The sequence below is a fragment of the Halioglobus sp. D3-4 genome, assembly GCF_055809315.1.
On sequence record NZ_CM147907.1, the window covers coordinates 91833 to 109773 of the forward strand.

15 protein-coding genes are annotated in these 17941 nt (G+C 55.3%); 10 read left to right on the top strand and 5 right to left on the bottom strand.

What is annotated here, in order from left to right; translation table 11 throughout:
- From ispC to AC0L6S_RS00465, 9 genes are all read left to right on the top strand, one after another.
- Complete coding sequence (gene ispC / locus AC0L6S_RS00425; RefSeq protein ID WP_473426442.1) at positions 1–1212, top strand: 1-deoxy-D-xylulose-5-phosphate reductoisomerase; 1212 nt, start codon at positions 1–3, stop codon at positions 1210–1212.
- Positions 1212–2567 carry an RIP metalloprotease RseP gene (gene rseP, locus AC0L6S_RS00430; protein ID WP_473426443.1) on the top strand — a complete coding sequence of 452 codons (1356 nt, stop codon included), beginning with the start codon at positions 1212–1214 and terminating at the stop codon, positions 2565–2567. Before ispC ends, rseP begins: the two co-directional genes overlap by 1 nt.
- 81 nt (positions 2568–2648) lie before the next feature.
- Positions 2649–5216: an outer membrane protein assembly factor BamA gene (bamA, locus tag AC0L6S_RS00435; protein WP_473426444.1), complete on the top strand. Its 2568-nt coding sequence runs from the start codon at positions 2649–2651 to the stop codon at positions 5214–5216.
- Between the two features lie 32 nt (positions 5217–5248).
- Positions 5249–5767: an OmpH/Skp family outer membrane protein gene (locus AC0L6S_RS00440; RefSeq protein WP_473426445.1), complete on the top strand. Its 519-nt coding sequence runs from the start codon at positions 5249–5251 to the stop codon at positions 5765–5767.
- A 72-nt stretch (positions 5768–5839) separates the two neighbouring features.
- On the top strand, positions 5840–6268 hold the full coding sequence (gene fabZ / locus AC0L6S_RS00445) for a 3-hydroxyacyl-ACP dehydratase FabZ (protein ID WP_473426446.1): 429 nt from the start codon (positions 5840–5842) through the stop codon (positions 6266–6268).
- Positions 6269–6300: 32 nt separating this feature from the next.
- Entirely contained in the window at positions 6301–6900 is a 600-nt protein-coding gene (rnhB, locus tag AC0L6S_RS00450; RefSeq protein ID WP_473426447.1) for a ribonuclease HII, read from the top strand.
- A gap of 118 nt (positions 6901–7018) precedes the next feature.
- Positions 7019–10513, top strand: coding sequence for a DNA polymerase III subunit alpha (dnaE, locus tag AC0L6S_RS00455; protein WP_473426448.1), 3495 nt, complete (start codon positions 7019–7021; stop codon positions 10511–10513).
- Between the two features lie 75 nt (positions 10514–10588).
- Positions 10589–11380, top strand: a complete 792-nt coding sequence (locus AC0L6S_RS00460; RefSeq protein WP_473426449.1) for an SDR family oxidoreductase — start codon at positions 10589–10591, stop codon at positions 11378–11380.
- A gap of 28 nt (positions 11381–11408) precedes the next feature.
- Positions 11409–11696, top strand: a complete 288-nt coding sequence (locus AC0L6S_RS00465) for a DUF1244 domain-containing protein (protein ID WP_473426450.1) — start codon at positions 11409–11411, stop codon at positions 11694–11696.
- Positions 11697–11790: 94 nt separating this feature from the next.
- On the opposite strand, the gene AC0L6S_RS00470 is transcribed toward AC0L6S_RS00465, so the two are convergent.
- A complete protein-coding gene (locus AC0L6S_RS00470; RefSeq protein WP_473426451.1) occupies positions 11791–13017 on the bottom strand; it encodes a hypothetical protein in 1227 nt (408 codons plus the stop codon).
- 142 nt (positions 13018–13159) lie between these two features.
- On the opposite strand from AC0L6S_RS00470, the gene AC0L6S_RS00475 reads away from it, so the two are divergent.
- On the top strand, positions 13160–14698 hold the full coding sequence (locus AC0L6S_RS00475) for an MBOAT family O-acyltransferase (protein WP_473426452.1): 1539 nt from the start codon (positions 13160–13162) through the stop codon (positions 14696–14698).
- A gap of 18 nt (positions 14699–14716) precedes the next feature.
- On the opposite strand, the gene AC0L6S_RS00480 is transcribed toward AC0L6S_RS00475, so the two are convergent.
- The 4 genes from AC0L6S_RS00480 to AC0L6S_RS00495 are packed head-to-tail and all read right to left on the bottom strand — an operon-like array spanning position 14717 to position 17908.
- A complete protein-coding gene (locus AC0L6S_RS00480) occupies positions 14717–15574 on the bottom strand; it encodes an SAM-dependent methyltransferase (protein WP_473426453.1) in 858 nt (285 codons plus the stop codon).
- Entirely contained in the window at positions 15574–16296 is a 723-nt protein-coding gene (gene fabG / locus AC0L6S_RS00485; protein ID WP_473426454.1) for a 3-oxoacyl-ACP reductase FabG, read from the bottom strand. The genes AC0L6S_RS00480 and fabG overlap by 1 nt, the downstream gene beginning before the upstream one ends.
- Positions 16293–17669, bottom strand: coding sequence for a class I adenylate-forming enzyme family protein (locus AC0L6S_RS00490; RefSeq protein ID WP_473426455.1), 1377 nt, complete (start codon positions 17667–17669; stop codon positions 16293–16295). Before AC0L6S_RS00490 ends, fabG begins: the two co-directional genes overlap by 4 nt.
- 2 nt (positions 17670–17671) lie before the next feature.
- Entirely contained in the window at positions 17672–17908 is a 237-nt protein-coding gene (locus AC0L6S_RS00495) for an acyl carrier protein (protein ID WP_473426456.1), read from the bottom strand.
- Positions 17909–17941 lie beyond the last annotated feature (33 nt).

Consider the following 17941-nt stretch of genomic DNA (forward strand, 5'->3'; position numbering starts at 1 on the left):
GTGAATACCAAACGGGTGGTCAGCGTGCTGGGTTCGACCGGTTCGATCGGGGTCAATACCCTGGATGTCATCGCGCGTCACCCGGATCGCTTCGAGGTGTATGCGCTGGCGGCAAATACCTCTGTTGACGCGATGCTCGCCCAGTGTCTGGCCTGTGCGCCGCGCTATGCCGTGATGATGGATGAAGCCGCCGCCACTGAGTTGCAGCAGCGCTTGCCGGCGGAGGCGGTCACCGAGGTGCTGCAAGGAGAGATTGGCCTGGCAGCAGTGGTGACTGCACCCGAGGTGGATGTGGTGATGGCGGCTATTGTCGGTGCTGCCGGTCTGCCATCAACACTGGCCGCTGCCCGTGCCGGCAAGACCCTGTTGCTGGCGAACAAAGAGTCACTGGTGATGGGCGGGCATCTGTTGATGCAGGCGGTGCGGGAAAACGGTGCCTGCCTGTTGCCCATCGACAGCGAACACAATGCGATATTTCAGTGTATGCCCGTGGACGATTGTGGAACGCCATCGCACCGGGGCGTGAGCAAGGTGCTGTTGACAGCTTCCGGCGGGCCCTTCCGGCAGTGGAGCCACGCACAGATGGCAAATGCCACACCGGATCAGGCCTGCGCGCACCCCAACTGGTCTATGGGCCGCAAGATTTCCGTGGATTCCGCCAGTTTGATGAACAAGGGGCTGGAGTTTATCGAGGCGTGCTGGATTTTTGATCTCGCGCCCGAGCGCGTCGAGGTCGTCGTGCACCCGCAGAGCATTATTCATTCAATGGTGCAGTATCTGGATGGTTCGGTGCTGGCGCAATTGGGCAACCCCGATATGCGCACCGCCATAGCATATGGCCTGGGTTGGCCGCAGCGGCTGGAATCCGGTGTCCCGCCGCTGGATCTGGTGGCCACAGCCCGGCTCGATTTTGAAGAGCCGGATGAGTCACGCTTTCCCTGCCTGCGCCTGGCCCGCGAGTCCGTGGCGGCCGGCGGTACGGCGATGGCCGTGTGTAATGCGGCCAACGAGGTGGCCGTGGACGCCTTTCTGGACAACGGTATACACTTCACTGATATTCCGGTGGTAATAGAGCACACGCTGGAGCGGGTCGACAATGTCGAGGCTGTCAGCCTGGTGGTGGTTGAGGATGCGGATGCCCGGGCGCGGCAGGTAGCGACCGAGTTTCTGGCGGATTTCCGGCACACCGGTGCGATGGTGAAACGAGTCTGATGGAACTTCTCTATACAATTCTGCTGACGCTGGGCACGCTGGCTATTTTAGTGGCCATCCACGAGTTTGGGCATTTTTGGGTGGCGCGTCGCTGTGGCGTGAAAGTGCTGCGGTTCTCTATCGGCTTTGGTACGCGGCTTTACAGCTGGCACGACGCGCAGGGCACCGAGTACAGCCTATCGGCGATTCCTCTCGGTGGCTACGTCAAGATGCTGGACGAGCGAGAGGGGGAGGTGCCTGCAGAGGAACTGCACCGGGCGTTCAACCGCAAACCGGTGTTGCAGCGCATAGCCGTTGTCAGCGCAGGTCCGCTGGCAAACCTGCTGTTGGCAATCGTGGCTTACTGGTTCCTGTACATGGCCGGAGAGTCCGGTTTTGTTCCCCTGATCAGCGATGTCGAGCCCGATTCGGTGGCCGCAGTGGCGGGTCTGGAGCCGGGGCAGGAAATCGTGGCTGTCGATGGCGGCGAAACCCCGACTTGGCAGGCACTTAATTTCCGGCTGCTGGACCGTATCGGAGACTCCGGGACCATCCGCTTTGCCGTGAAGTATCCCGATTCCGATGTTATCTATGAATCCGAGGCAGCCATTGATCAGTGGCTGTCCGAGCAGGAGCAGCCGGACCTTTACGGTGGGCTGGGCATCGAGCTCTACACACCGCCGTTCCCGCCGGTAGTAGGTGAGGTGGTAGCGGATAGCCCCGCTGCTGGAATCGGCATGCAGCCCGGCGACACGGTATTGCGCGCGGATGGCCTGCCGATGGATTTGTGGATGGACTGGGTCGATTACGTACGGGCCCGCCCTGGGCAGGCAATCGACGTGGAGTTTCAGCGCGATGGCGATATTTTACAGGCGGTACTGGTGCCCGAGGGCGTCACTGACGACGACGGTGAAACGATCGGCCGTGTCGGAATTGCCGTGGCAATGCCCGATATGCCGCCGGAACTGCAGCGACAGTTCGCGCGAGGGCCGTTGGAGGCACTGGGTGCCAGCGTCGTACGCACCTGGGATCTCTCGGTATTTACCCTCAATTCAATTAAAAAGATGTTGATGGGCCTAATCTCACCAAAAAACTTGAGTGGACCTATTACCATTGCTAAAGTGGCGACCGCTTCTGCCAAATCCGGTCTGGAGTCCTATATAAGCTTCCTGGCGTTGCTAAGTGTCAGCTTGGGAATATTGAATTTGTTGCCTATTCCGGTGCTCGATGGAGGTCATCTTTTGTTCTATACAATCGAGCTATTGGCGGGACGCCCGGTACCTGAGAAGATACAGGCCCTGGGTTATCAGTTGGGTCTGTTTATGGTACTCGGGATAATGGTGTTGGCCTTGTACAATGACTTCACACGCCTGTAGAGGGCGCCGTGAATAAAAAACTTACAGGATTCCTGCAACCTGCAGCTTCCAGGGCGATTGGGTAGATTTTTGATTAGACATATGCCGAAAGTAATGGTGCTGGTGCTACTGCTTGTCGCACCTTTCGTTGCCGCGCAATCCTTTGTCATTTCTGACATTCGCGTGGAGGGACTACAGCGGATATCCGCTGGAACCGTGTTCGCGGCGCTGCCTGTGGGCGTGGGTGATACCGTAGACTCACGTGCGATCAGGGAGGCCACGCGCAGTCTGTTTTCGACAGGCAATTTTGACGATATCCAGATTGGTCAGGACGGCAATGTGCTGGTAGTGGTCGTGACGGAGCGGCCGAGTATCAGCGAGATCAATATCGAGGGCAACAAAGCCATCGAAACGGAGGCCCTGCTGGAGGGTCTGAAGGGCGCTGGTCTGGCCGTGGGGCAGGTGTTTCAGCGGTCCACACTGGAGGGCATGCAGTTGGAGCTGCAGCGTCAGTACGTGCTGCAGGGTCGCTACGATGCAGCCATCGAAACAGAGGTAATACCTGAGCCACGCAACCGCGTTACCGTAAACATCGATGTCGACGAGGGTACTGTTGCCGCGATCAAGCATATTAATGTCGTGGGCAATAAGGTCTTCACCGACGAAGAACTGCAGGATCAATTCGAACTGCAGACTACCGGCTGGCTTTCCTTCTTCACGAACGACGACAAATATTCCAAAGAGAAACTGACAGGTGATCTGGAATCGCTCAGGTCCTACTACATGGACAGGGGCTATCTGGAGTTCCGTATCGACTCTACGCAGGTCTCCGTATCGCCCAACAAGAAAGAGGTTTACATCACGGCCAATATCACCGAAGGAGAGAAGTTCACCATCAGTTCGGTCGATCTCTCCGGTGATCTGGTGCTGCCCGAAGCTGACCTGCGCCGTTTCCTGCTGGTTTCCGAAGGACAGATTTTCTCCCAGATTATGGTAACCAACTCAGAGGAATACCTGACACGCCGCCTCGGCGATGAGGGCTACAACTTCGCCAAGGTTACCGGCATTCCAGAGGTCAACGACGAGGACAACACCGTCGCGATGAAGTTTTTCGTCGATCCGGGTAAACGCACCTATGTGCGCCGCATCAGCTTCAAGGGAAACCTGAAAACGGCCGATGATGTGCTGCGTCGGGAGATGCGCCAGATGGAGAGTGCTCCGGCTTCCGCAGCGGCCATTGAGCAGTCCCGGGTGCGTCTGGAGCGGTTGGGCTACTTTAGCAAGGCGACAGTGGAAACACCTGGGGTGGCCGGACATGATGATCTTATCGACGTGGATTACACCGTTGAGGAGCAGTCTTCCGGCAGTATTGGTGCCAGCATCGGTTTTGCGCAGGACGCCGGGGTTATTCTCGGGTTGAATCTGCAGCAGGATAACTTTATGGGTACCGGCAAGCGGATCGGTATTGGCGTTAACTCATCCAAGTATCAGGATTTCTACAATTTCAGCTACACCAACCCCTACTACACGGAGGACGGGGTGAGTCGCGGTTTCAACATATTCTATCGCTCTACGGATCTCGATGAGGTCAACGTGGCGAACTACAGTACTAATACGCTGGGTGGCGCTGTCAATTTTGGTTATCCCATCAAGGAGACGGAACGCCTGGGTTTCAGCTTCGGTGTGGCTAATACGGACATTAATACCGGCGAGTATGCGGTGCAGGAGATCGAGGCCAGCCCGAGGCTGCAAAGCGGAGTCGGTTGGTTCCAGAGTACCCTGCAGGAAGATGGTACCTATAGCGGCATTGAAACCATTCAGCCCATAAGTGAAGCTGAGGCGTTAGGTTACGTGATTGAGCCGGCTAATGAAGGCTTTCTGGACGAGAATGGTCACGAGTTCCTGAACTACACCATGACGGCCAGTTGGACGCAGTCCACCTTGAACCGCGGCCGCATGGCGACTCGCGGTGCCTCGCAGACAGTAGCGCTGGAAGTCTCCATGCCGTTCTCCGATCTTGAGTTCTACAAGATCACCTATGCCGGTGAAATCTATCTGCCGGTGCCTGTGCTGGATGCCTGGACATTCAGGCTGCGTACCGAGCTGGGTTACGGTGGCGGCTACGGAGATACCAACGGGTTGCCATTCTACGAGAACTTCTTCGCCGGTGGTTTTGGGTCGGTGCGTGGATATGAAAGCAATACCCTGGGGCCGCGCAGTACCCCGGCTGATATTTATGCGGCACAGCGGCCGGTAACCGCGATTGATGACGAAGGCAACCCCACCGAATTTGGGTCCGAGTTTGCCTATTACCGTAACGATGGAGATCTGGTCTATTTTGTGGCGGATGATGAAGTCGACCCCTTCGGCGGTGATATCCTGATTGAAGGCAGTGCGGAACTGTTATTTCCCTTGCCCTTTATCAAAGATCAGAGTCAAATACGCACCGGTTTCTTCCTCGATGTCGGTAACGTGTTCGATACCGATTGTGGCTCCACTCAGGCGGCCTGCTACGATCTGGATTTCGGCGAGTTACGTTACTCGGTGGGTGTTGGTTTGACATGGGTGACCGGTTTCGGCCCCATGTCGTTCAGCCTCGCCAAACCGCTTAATTCGGGTGAGTATGATCAGGAAGAAGTATTCCAGTTTACGCTGGGCCGTGGTTTCTAATTTTATGTTTGTGCAATTAACCGGAGGGGAATGTGTCTAGATTAATCAAGGTAACGCTGGCAGTAATGGCACTGTCGTTATCCACGCTCAGTTGGGCGGAGGAGAAGATTGCCGTGGTCGATGTTCAGGGCGCAATTCTGCAGACTGATTTCGCGCAGAAGCGCCTTGGTGAAGTGCGCGATCAGGCAGACTACAAGAAGAATAAAGAGGAGTATGAGCGCCTCAAGTCTGAGGGCGAAGCATTGCTCAAAACCTTTCAGAAGGATGCGGCTGTAATGAGTCAGGATCAGAAGGTTGCGGCGCAGAATAAACTGACCAGTATGCAGGAAGATCTCGATCATGTGACGGGCAAACTGCAGCAGGCGGAGCAGGTTGCCGGCCAGGCGCTGTTGCAGGAAATGGCGCCCCGAGTACAGGAAGTACTGCGCGAAATTATCGAGAAAGAGCAAATCGGCCTGCTGTTGCAACGCAACGCAGTGATTCATGCTGAGCCCAGCTACAGCATTACAGCCGCGGTGACGGACAAGCTGAACCAGCTGGTCGCCAAGTAATCATTTAGCGGGGGCTCGGCGGAGCGAGTCACCCCGTTCAGTAGTCAGTACAGGTAGGAGGGGGTATAGCGTATGGAGATTACGGATATTCGCAGGTATCTTCCTCATCGCTACCCCTTTCTGTTAGTCGACCGAGTGGTCGAGGTGAATGCTGGCGAGTCCATTATCGCCTACAAAAACCTCTCCGTGAATGAACCCTTCTTTACCGGGCACTTCCCTGACAACCCCATCTTTCCCGGCGTGCTGCTGTTGGAGGCCATGGCCCAGGCAGCCGGTATTCTCGGTTTTTGCACGCAGGGCAAAACCAATGATGACGGCTCCACATATTATTTTGCCGGCGCGGACAACGTGCGCTTCCGACGCCCCTGTGTGCCCGGAGACAGGGTGATGTTGCGCGCCGCCCTGGTGTCGCAACGGCGCGGGATATGGAAGTTTGAGGTCAGTTCCGATGTGGACGGCGACATGGCGGGGTCTGCCACTATACTCTGTGCGGATCGCTAGCGTGTGTATCGCGGGGTGTTGTCCCGCCGATCATGAATGACTTGTTTGAGCCAAGCTACCGCGGCGAATATATCGCCGGGGTAGATGAAGTTGGGCGTGGACCACTGGCCGGCGAGGTGGTGGCTGCGGCTGTGATTCTTGATTCACAGCGACCCATCGAGGGCTTGCGGGATTCCAAAAAGCTGTCGGCAAAGCGTCGCGAAGCTCTGGCGCCACTGATTCGCGAGCGCGCCCTGGCCTGGTCCATAACCAGCGCCACAGTGGCCGAAATCGATGAGCTCAATATATTGCAGGCCTCTCTGTTGGCGATGCACCGCGCCGTTCAAGCGCTGGACCCACAGCCGGGCTATGTGTTGGTGGACGGCAACCGGTTGCCGCGTTGGGACTATCCCTCTGAACCGGTGGTGGGCGGAGATGACAGGGTCCCGGCTATCGCCGCTGCTTCCATACTGGCCAAGGTTTACCGGGACAATGCGCTGGTAGAGCTGGAGTCAATCTACCCTGGTTATGGCTTCGCAGCGCACAAAGGCTATCCTACTGCCGCACATCTGCAGGCGTTGCAGACCCTCGGCGTAACGCCTGTCCACCGTCGCAGCTTCGGGCCGGTAAAGAAATTGCTGTCGCCCACGTAGTCGTTCACCCTGTAGCCGCATAGCGAGGGTTTGTTAGAAGCGGCAGGACAGAGCACTGGTACTGTTTCCTGAACCAGTACCAGTGCAACCGCTTGGATAAGTCGCGTAGAATCAATCCATGACTGATTTCGTTCACCTTCGAGTACATACCGAGTTTTCACTGGTCGACGGACTGGTCCGCATCAAACCGTTGGTGGCGCGTACCGCCGAGCTCGGTATGCCAGCTGTCGCTGTAACCGATGTCTGCAACTTTTACGGCCTCATCAAGTTCCGCAAGGCCGCTTTTGCGGCTGGTGTGCAGCCGATATTCGGTGTCGATCTGCGCGTGATGGAAGCGGACGATCCCGAGCGCTCTTATCCACTGTGCCTGCTGGCAATGAATCATAACGGGTATCACAACCTGACCCTGCTGATTTCACGTGCTTACACCGAGGGTCAGTATTTGGGTATGCCCTATGTCCATAAGGAGTGGCTGGAGGAAACGGCAGAGGGTGTCATCGCGCTGTCGGCCGGCGTCGCCGGGGATGTCGGGCAGGCGCTGGTGGGAGATAAGGAAGAATTGGCCTACGAGCGCGCCCGCTACTGGATGAAGCTCTATCCGCAACGGTTCTACCTCGAATTGCATCGCACAGGCCGCGATGGTGATGAGACCCACCTGCACGCTGCGGTGAAACTGGCGCAGGACCTGCAATGCCCTGTGGTCGCCACCAACGACGTGCGCTTCTTGTCTGCGGATGAGTTCGAGGCGCACGAGGCACGGGTGTGTATTCGCGAGGGCCGCACACTGGACGATCCGCGCCGGGCCCGACTCTACACCGAGCAACAATACCTGCGTTCGGCGGAGGAGATGGCAGAGTTGTTCGCGGACATTCCCGAGGCGCTGGCCAACAGTGTGGAGATTGCCCGGCGCTGCAACGTAGAACTGGAGCTGGGGAAACCTTATCTGCCCGACTACCCAGTTCCAGAGGGGCTCACGATGGATGAGTTCTTCCGGCAGCTATCGCACGAGGGGCTGGATAAGCGGCTGGAGGTATTGTTCGACAGCGCTGCAGAGGACTTTGCGCAGAAGCAGGAGGAGTATCGGGCACGGCTGGAGTTCGAGCTCGAGACCATCATCCAGATGGGTTTCCCCGGCTACTTCCTGATTGTTATGGACTTTATTCGCTGGGCTAAGCGGAACGATATCCCGGTGGGCCCCGGGCGCGGTTCCGGCGCGGGCTCACTGGTGGCGTACTCCTTGGAGATTACCGACCTCGACCCGCTTGAATACGACCTGCTTTTCGAACGTTTTTTGAATCCCGAGCGGGTATCCATGCCGGATTTCGACGTGGATTTCTGTATGGAAAAGCGCGACCTCGTGATCGAGTACGTGGCGGATACCTATGGGCGCGAGGCGGTGTCACAGATTATCACCTTCGGCACGATGGCGGCCAAGGCGGTGGTGCGCGATGTGGCCCGGGTGCAGGGCAAGTCCTACGGGCTTGCCGACAAACTCTCCAAGATGATTCCCTTCGAAGTGGGCATGACGCTGGAGAAAGCGCTCGAGCAGGAGGAGCCGCTGCGGGAGTTTCTGCAGGAGGACGAGCAGGCGCATGAAATATGGGACATGGCCGAGCAGCTCGAGGGCGTTGTGCGCAACGTCGGCAAGCACGCCGGCGGTGTGGTCATCGCGCCCTCCAAGCTCACGGATTTCTCTGCACTGTATTGCGATGAAAGCGGCTCCGGGCTGGTAACTCAGTTCGACAAGGGTGATGTCGAAGATGCGGGGCTGGTAAAGTTTGACTTCCTCGGTCTGCGCACGCTGACCATCATTGACTGGGCGGTGAAGATGATCAACCCGGCGCGGGAGCGAGCGGGGGAACTGCCGCTGGATATTATGCAGATCCCGCTGGATGACGGCCCCAGCTTTGAATTGCTGCGTTCGGGCGAGACCACCGCCGTATTCCAGTTGGAATCGCGCGGTATGAAGGAACTGATAGAGCGCTTACAGCCCGATTGCTTTGAGGACATTGTCGCCCTGTTGGCCCTCTTCAGGCCCGGCCCATTGCAGTCGGGCATGGTGGACAACTTCGTTAACCGCAAACAGGGGCGGGAGAAACTGGCCTATCCCGATGCCCAGTACCAGCACGAATCGCTGCAGCCCATTCTGCAGCCCACTTACGGCATTATCCTCTACCAGGAGCAGGTGATGCAGATCGCCCAGGTGCTGGCCGGCTATACGCTGGGCGGCGCCGACATGTTGCGCCGGGCGATGGGCAAGAAAGATCCAAAAGAGATGGAGCGGCAGCGGGAAATCTTCGAGGCAGGCGCTAATGCGAAGGGTGTGGACGGCAATCTGGCGATCAAGATTTTCGATCTGGTAGAGAAGTTTGCCGGCTACGGTTTCAACAAGTCGCACTCGGCGGCTTATGCCCTGGTGTCCTATCAGACGGCCTGGCTGAAGGCGCGGTACCCGGCCCACTTCATGGCGGCGGTAATGAGTTCCGAACTGGATAACACGGATAAGATCGTGGTGTTCGTGGACGAGTGCAAGCGCATGAAGCTCTCGCTGAAGCTGCCGGATGTCAACGAAGGCCAGTACATGTTTACTGTCAACACCGCGAACGAGATCATCTATGGCCTGGGTGCTATCAAGGGGCTGGGCGAGGGTCCAGTGGAGAGCATCCTGAACGCGCGCAATGAAGGCGGACCATTCACTGATCTGTTCGATTTCTGCGCCCGCACGGACCCGCGCAAGGTCAATCGGCGGGCGCTGGAGGCATTGATCCGATCCGGCGCGTTGGACTCGCTGAACGTGGAGCGGTGGGTGCTGTTGGCGGCGCTGGATGATGCACTCAAAGCCGCGGAGCAGAGTGCGAGTAATCTCGAAAGCGGTATGGCTGACCTGTTCGGGGAAGTCGTTCCCTCGGCGAGCAGTGGTAACGGCGACGTGTATGCAGAGTTCCGCCATGCCCGCGCCTGGTCTGACAAGGAGCGTCTCGGTGGCGAACGGGATACCCTCGGCTTGTATATCAGCGGGCATCCCATCGACGAATACCGTGCAGAAGTGCGCAAGTTCGCACCCAACCGTATCGCCGACCTGAGCCCGGATTCTCACGGCAGGGCGGGGAATCAGGTGATCGTCGGTTTGATTATGGCGACACGTACCATGAACAGCCGCCGCGGAACAATGGCGGTGATGACACTGGATGACAGCAGTGCACAGATTGAAGTCACATTGTTTTCTGACGCGTATACCGAGTTTCGGGAACTGCTGGTCAAGGACACGATTGTTATCGCCGAGGGAAGAATTTCCACCGACGACAGAACCGGTAACCTTGCGATGCGTGCCACCGGCCTGCGCAGTCTCGCCGAGGCCAGACAGAACAGTGTCTCGGATTTGACCATAGAAGTTAGCGCAGAAAAGGCCAACGAGCAGTTCGCGCAGTTGCTGGAGAAAACCCTGGCTGGTGCCAGTGGCGGCAGTTGTCCGGTGTCCCTGGTGTATCGACAGCGTTGCAACTCGGCGCGGATCAGGCTGGGTGAGCGCTGGCAGGTCATGCCAACCGATGAATTGCTGCAGGAGTTACGCGAGGTGCTAGGGGCTGAAAAGGTCGCTCTGCAGTACCGCTGAGCCCGCTCGTTATCGCTTGCATCTGAACTTTGGAAACCATTATTAATTATCCCAATAAAACTGGAGAACCTTACGATGTTGCTAAAAGATAAAGTGGTTATTGTTTCGGGTATCGGCCCTGGACTGGGGCAGGAGTTGTCTACGCTGGCTGCAAAAGAAGGCGCCAAAGCTGTAGTACTGGCAGCGCGTACCGCCGCGAAACTGGAGGTGGCAGAGCAGGAGATAAACGATCTGGGTCTGGGAACAGCGGTACTGAAAGTTGCCACCGATATTTCCGATCAGGCGCAATGCCAGGCGCTGGCCGATCAAGCCGTGGAAGCATTCGGCCGCATCGACGTGCTGTTTAACAGCGCCTATGACCCCGGTAGCTTTGAGCCCATTGAAGAGGCCGATATGGATGGTTGGCGGCGCGCCATGGACGTCAACTTATTTGGCACAATGCATCTCACGCAGGCCTGTGTCCGCTATATGAAAGACAGTGGCGGCGGTGCAATTGTGATGATAGCGACCATGGTGGAGCACAAGCCGTTGGCTACACAGGCCGGTTACGGTGCCTCGAAATCGGCGTTGCGCTGCGCTACCAAACACCTTGCGCTGGAACTGGGGAAATACAATATCCGCGTCAACAGCTGCCATATGGGTTGGATGTGGGGTCCCAGTGTGGAGGGCTATTTTAGTTGGCAGGCGCAGGCAACTGGCAAAAGTCAGGAGGAGCTGATTGCAGAGGTCACTCGCAGTATTCCGCTGGGCGTGATTCCCGATGACGGGGAGTGTGCGAAGGCGGCGATGTTCTTCGGCTCCGATTATTCAAGTGTGGTCACCGGCGCAGCACTGGATGTGAATGGTGGAGAATTCATGCCCATTTAGCGGGCGCGGAGGATAAGGAGCAGCGCAAATGAGCGATACAGACAACATTGAAGCGGCGGTGTTTCGCCGCCTTCTCGAACATCTGGACAGCCGCAAGGATGTACAGAATATAGACCTGATGAACCTGGCGGGATTCTGCCGTAACTGCCTGTCCAAGTGGTATGTTGCTGCGGCAGATGAGGCAGGACAGGAAGTTGACTACGAGCAGGCTAGGGCGCGTGTCTACGGCATGCCGTACGATGAGTGGAAGGCGAAGTACCAGACCCCGGCAACGGCAGAGCAGAAGGCGGCCTTTGACCAGCGTAAGAAGGACTAGTCGCGCAATCGATACCGCGGCTATCAGGTAGTATGTAGCAGCGGGATACCGAGAATACTATAATTATGGAGTGTTTCGCTCCGGTAAGATGGCACTATTTGAGGCCCAGACGCCAGCGCGTTTTTGAGAGAAGTTTTGAATGTTCTTTGGCATACGAGTCACGCAATTCTTCTGTCTTTTGTAGATAGCTTTCAATGGAGCCTTCGTCGAGAAGTGTAGGTTGAATGTTCAATGCACAAGGCCCAGAAAGGCATTCGAGAATCTGGGCTCCTGCCGTGCGACTCAAGTGAACTCCGTCAATAAACAGTGCATGTGGTGCGCCCAGCGCCTCCATTACAATTTTCTCCTGATCTTCTACGCCATAAATTTTGGTATCAGAATTGTGTAGCGTTACCTGTCTTACCAGCTCTCGCTGCCAGTCGAGGTGTAGTTCCCAGCCATCGGAAAACTCAAGCGTATTCAAGAGAAGCCCTTGCATCGGTAGGATGAAAAGAATTGTTTGAATCTGATTTCGCTCGGTGAAATTGAGCAACTCGGTCAGTTGGTCCATCTGGAACCCGGCAGATTCAGCCGCGAGTGAACTCGCATACACCTGCTGCGCCATACGTTGATAACGGGCCATGGGGGGGCTTTGATTTTTTCCTGCGAGGTCCCAGGTGCCATTGTCGTGAAATGCATCTCCGTCTGGGCCGCTCCCGAATGTAATACGCCAGGAATCCATAATCGCATCAAGCGAAAAGAGGCTGCGCCAGTAGTCTTCGATTCGGTGGAATGTGAAGCTTAACCTCTCAATCAGGCTGGGATTGAGCTTACGGTAGCGATTAGGGTTTTCTGGAATTGAATGGTTGGCTAATACGTCGGCTAAATGCTCGAGTTGCGGTGCAACCGATGCTTGCTTTAGTGCTTCGACCGGATCAGATGTATCCCATGCACTCTTCAGGAATAAGTCTGTATCGACACCAATAAATACAACTTCTAGCGGGTTGATGGCATGCGCGTGTTCTACCATACGGCGGATGTCACGCAATGAGGTTCCTGGAATCGAGGCGTTATAAGCGCTTTCCCCCGATTGACTTAACAGGTCGGGAGGAAAAGTCGCAGAGCGAGAATTACCGGCTATCAGTGCGGAAGGCCGGGCGAACTCCACAGCAAGGGGCGTTTGCATATGCTTTACAAACAGCAAATCTATCGAAGTCTCCGGACTGAGACCCGCAACCGATGGATACATTTTGTAAGGATCTACAACGAAAGAAAATGCCACGATGCTAATTGAGACGAGAATCGCAGTCCCCAGCGCAGTAACCTTGTAACTTCGAGACATATTTCTACTAAGGCTCCTGGGCCAGTGGTTGCCGGAGGTTCGTCCCGTGGCGATGATATCCTACCGGTTGATTAGAAACAAAGTTATACTGCCGCTACAGGGGTGTCACCAGATAATAATCTAAAGCCAAGCCGCGCTATATATGTTGTTCAATTCGATTGAGTTCCTCTTCTTTTTCCTGCCGGCGGCGTTGCTGGGGTTTCTGCTGTTGCAGAAGGTGGAGAATCTGCGCCTGATCAAAGCCTGGTTGGTAGTATGCTCGCTGTTTTTCTATGCTTGGTGGAATCCGGTCTATCTGCTGTTGCTTCTTCTCTCAGCGGCAGTGAACTATTCTCTGGGTAAAGTTGTTGCGAAGGGAGGGAAAGATCAGGGTCGACGTTGGATGGTGCTTGGTGTCCTGTTTAATCTGGGATTGCTCGGGTATTTCAAGTACGGCAATTTTTTCCTCGATAGTGTTACCCAGGCTTTACACTTAAGCTTCAACTTCGAATATATTATTCTGCCGCTCGCGATATCGTTCTATACATTCCAGCAAATTACTTATTTGGTTGATTCCCAGAAAGGTTTAACGGATCCACATAACCTTTTGGATTACCTTCTTTTCGTTAGCTTTTTCCCGCAGCTTATCGCTGGCCCGATTGTCCACCACAAGGAGATACTTCCGCAGTTCAATGGCCTCACCAACAGGTCAAACACCTCGGCAAACATTACCATTGGCCTGTCAATCCTGGTTGTTGGTCTGTTCAAAAAAGTGGTTGTCGCAGACGGGTTTGGCTTTTTCTCAAACGGCGTATTCGCACTTGCAGCGCAGGGTAGCCCACTTGCGACATTGGATGTACTTGTCGGAATTTTTGCATACAGCTTCCAGCTCTATTTCGACTTCTCCGGCTACAGCGATATGGCTATCGGTCTTGCTTGCCTCTTCGGTATTAAGCTACCTGTGAACTTTTTCTCCCCGTTTCGAGCGCAGAACATCAGTGATTTTTGGCGCATGTGGCATGCCACCTTGTCACGGTTCCTTCGAGATTATGTGTATGCACCCCTCGGTGGCTTTTTTTGCAGCCCCACAAGGCAAAGGTTCAATTTGTTTGCGACGATGTTTGTCGGCGGTGTATGGCACGGAGCAGGTTGGACCTTTATCGTGTACGGCCTTTGTCATGGGAGCTATGTCATCATTCATCAGCTATGGCGCGTTAAGGTGTCGGGACCGCTCGGGTTGGTGGGGAAGAGAAGTTACAACGCGCTTGCGCAGGTGTTCACGTTTCTGGTGGTTGCACTCACCCTCGTCGTTTTTCGCGCAGATTCAATGGTCACAGCAGGGCGAGTTTACAGCGCGCTATTTAACTGGAATGGCCTGCAGTTTCTGCCTCAATACGAGTTCAAAATCCTCGGTAACAAAACGCTTGAGTTGGCGTCGGATTTGTTTGGTGTCAGTAATAAAGAGAGTGTCATTTTCTTCTTGTTGGCAATGGCGTTGGCCGCCTGTTGGCTACTCCCCAGCACCTACCAGCTGTTCCGTCACTGTGATATTGCCATAGATAAGCCGCTCGCAGGACGTGAGCCCATTGTGGCGTTGCGGTGGCAGGCGAACTGGCGGTGGGGCTTGTTTGTTGGATTTCTAGCCATCGCCTCAATGGTAAACCTTACACAGGTCAGTGAGTTTCTATACTTTCAATTTTAGGCTGGCCGTGGGAGGTGATCAGCGACTTTTCTGTGCGCTGATTATCCCGTAGCAGAGTATGTTGTTCTGCCAAAAATTTTCGAGTACGTCACAGGACAACGAAAACTGCTCCCATGCGCGTTCGCCCATCAGTTGGCAGACACTTTCGCGGTTCTCCCTGGCATTCTGCCGCCAGTGTTCAAAGGTGGGGTAGGTCTGTGAAGATATATCAGATGCTGTAGTCGTCAGCAGTCCGTGGGACTCAAGTTGCTCTTGATAGAACGACAGTGGTTCCATGATGGCGCGACCGAAAACATCTCTAAGCAGCAGGAATTCATCGCGGTACTGGATCACATCCTCGATCGCCAATTTTTGTTTTACCATAATATCGCACAGTACGACCCGACCGCCTGGGCGAAGAACTCGAACGCACTCCCGGAGCAGGGCAGGTTTGTTCTGCATGAGGTGTGAAGATTCCATCACCCAGACACAATCAAAGCTCTGGTCGGCATATTGCATGTCTGTGCCGTCACCATTACAGAAATCAACAGCGTCCTGCAGATTCATGCTTCGGGATAGCTCCAAGGCTTTTTCTACACAAACTTTACTGGGAGAGATACCCACTACCTTCGCGGAATGCTCACCAGCCATTCTGCAGGCCGCTTTGCCGGTTCCGCAACCAACATCGAGAACATTATCGCCCCGCTGCAACGCGGCCAGCCTCAACATTTCATCGGTCAGGGCATTTGTTGCCTCTACAAGTGGTTCTCGTCCGGTGCGGAAATATCCATAGTGTAAATCTTCCTGAAGTAACTCTCCCCACGCGGTAACCACAGTATCGTAGTGCTTCGCGGGCGCGCTGTCAGGAGAGATTGCAGATACAGGTAGCTTGGCCATCAGGCGCTGATACCTCCATCGACGACCAGTACCTGACCGGTGATGAAATTGGCGCTCTCGCTAGCCAAAAACTCAACGGCGCCCGCCACATCCTGAGCCGTGCCCATACGACCCATGGGCGTGCGACCAACAATTTGTGCACGTTGTTTTTCGCTGATCTCCTCCGTCATTTCTGTGGTGAGATAACCGGGTGCAACCGAGTTGACTGTAATGTTGCGCGCACCCAGCTCCCGGGCAAGCGAGCGGGTAAAACCATCAAGTCCCGCCTTGGTAGCGCTGTAAACTGACAGGCCTCGGTATCCGGATAACCCGACAATTGAAGATATATTGATAATGCGCCCCCATCCCAGGGATAGCATCGGGCGGCAGACCATGCGTGTAAGGTAAAAGGTTCCCTTGAGATTGGTATCGATCAATCGATCAATGGTATCGTCGTCGGCCAGGGCAAGCACTTCGGTGTGTGCCACGCCAGCGTTATTTACCAGGATGTTGATGTCGCCCAGCTTGTGTTGAACATTCTGCACATAGTGTTTACAGGCTGTCTCATCGCCCAGACTCAGTGTTTCAAAGTAAAAGTTGTCGCCGTACTGCTTCTGCCAGGCCTCAGTCTTGGCAGTTGCAGAGCGACTGAAGGTGGCGACCTTAAACCCCCGTTCCAGAAAATTTTCCACCAAGCCGGCACCCAGCCCTTTACTGCCACCACTGATCAGCACTACTTTCATGAGCTCTGCTTCTGCCTTTTTAGCTTAAAATTATGCGTTTCCATAGTATCAACAAATTGGATACTGCGCGGACGCGCGTGACGACCAAGCTCCAGGCAGGCCGCGCGGATAGCGTCCTCCACAGCTGGCTCTGTGTAGCCATCTCGGATCACCACCTCGACAGCGACTATTTGCCCTACTACCGGGTTATCCATGCCAAACACGCGTGCCAGCTTAACGCCAGCAACGGCTGATATCACATTCTCCACTTCCAGGGGGTGGACCTTGACGCCTCCGACATTGATTGTCTCTGTACGTCTGCCCATAAATAGAATGCGGTTATTCTCAATGCGGACCAGATCACCGGTTGCCAACCAGCCGCCCTCATCCCGGTCAGCGCGTTCATCCGTGCCCGCATAGTCACGCATCCCATGGGTACTGCGGATATAGAGTTCTTCTTCTCTGATCTGGAACTGCACGTCAGCATCTTCAGGCCTTTGCAGAATCGAGGCAGGCAGTCCAGGCAGCATATCGCTCACGCTGAGACATGACCCCGCTTCCGTTGAAGCGTAGATATGCACAATGCGAGTGTCTGGAAACACTTTCCGCAGCTGCTCCAATAGTGAAGCCGAAACCGGTTCGCTCCCCAGTGTAATGTGCTTGAGCGCCAGCCCATGGTCTGCTACGGGTAAAGTGGCTAATGCATACCGCCAGAATGTCGGGGTCGAGCTGACATGTGTGACAGGATATTGCCGCATAGCGTCCAGGGCATGGCTGACCTTGCTTGATTTCGCAACTACCAGAGTGCTGGTGTTGTATAGCACGTGTACCAGCATCTGCAGGCCGGCGAAATGATTCAGGCGATACGCCAGCAGCCAACATTCAGGTTCGTGTGCGTCCCGCTCCCTGACCTGGGCGAATAGGTCGGCCCAGGTGTAACGAGCACATTTAGGTTCGCCCGTGGTCCCCGAGGTGAGAATCAGTACCTCCGCTTCCGTTTCAGAACCGTCGCTGGAATGTGCTTCTTCGGCTAGTGCATCCAGTGCCTTCTGGTCCAGCATCCTGGCGCAGAGTTTGTCTCGCGGGATTGAGTCACATAGCAGCGTGTCCACATCGTAGCGCTGTAATAGGGACGGCAATTGTTGCTCACTGAAGTCCCGGCTCAGGACCAGCAGTGACTTGCCGCTCATTCCCGCTGACAACATGACAGCAATCAGCTGGGCCGAGTCTGCCATGTAGCAAGCTATGCGGTGCCCTGGCAGGCGAGTGAAGCCAGCCGCTAACCGGCAGCAATAGTGATAAAAGTCTGAGTAGTTGTACTCGTTCTTGCCTTCGAGCAGAAAAGCCTGTTCGGGACAGCGAGCTAGCGCGTCACGAAAGCGCTGCTCTATCACGTTCAGGCGTTACCGTAGAAACTGACAATGTCACCAACAGTCCGAGGCATCTCTTTGCTGGTGTATGGGTCTCTGCCGTAGGTCTTCTCCAGTATCGCGGACAGTTCGGCGACACACAGGGAATCCAGACCTATGCCATCATCGTATAGTTCGGAGGAGGGTGTGACGTCGTATTCTGGCATGGCCTGATGCTTGAGAATTGTCTTTATCATCTCAATGATTTCTGCTTCTTTGCTCAAGTCAAAGTCCCCTGATATACGCCTTTCGGCGGT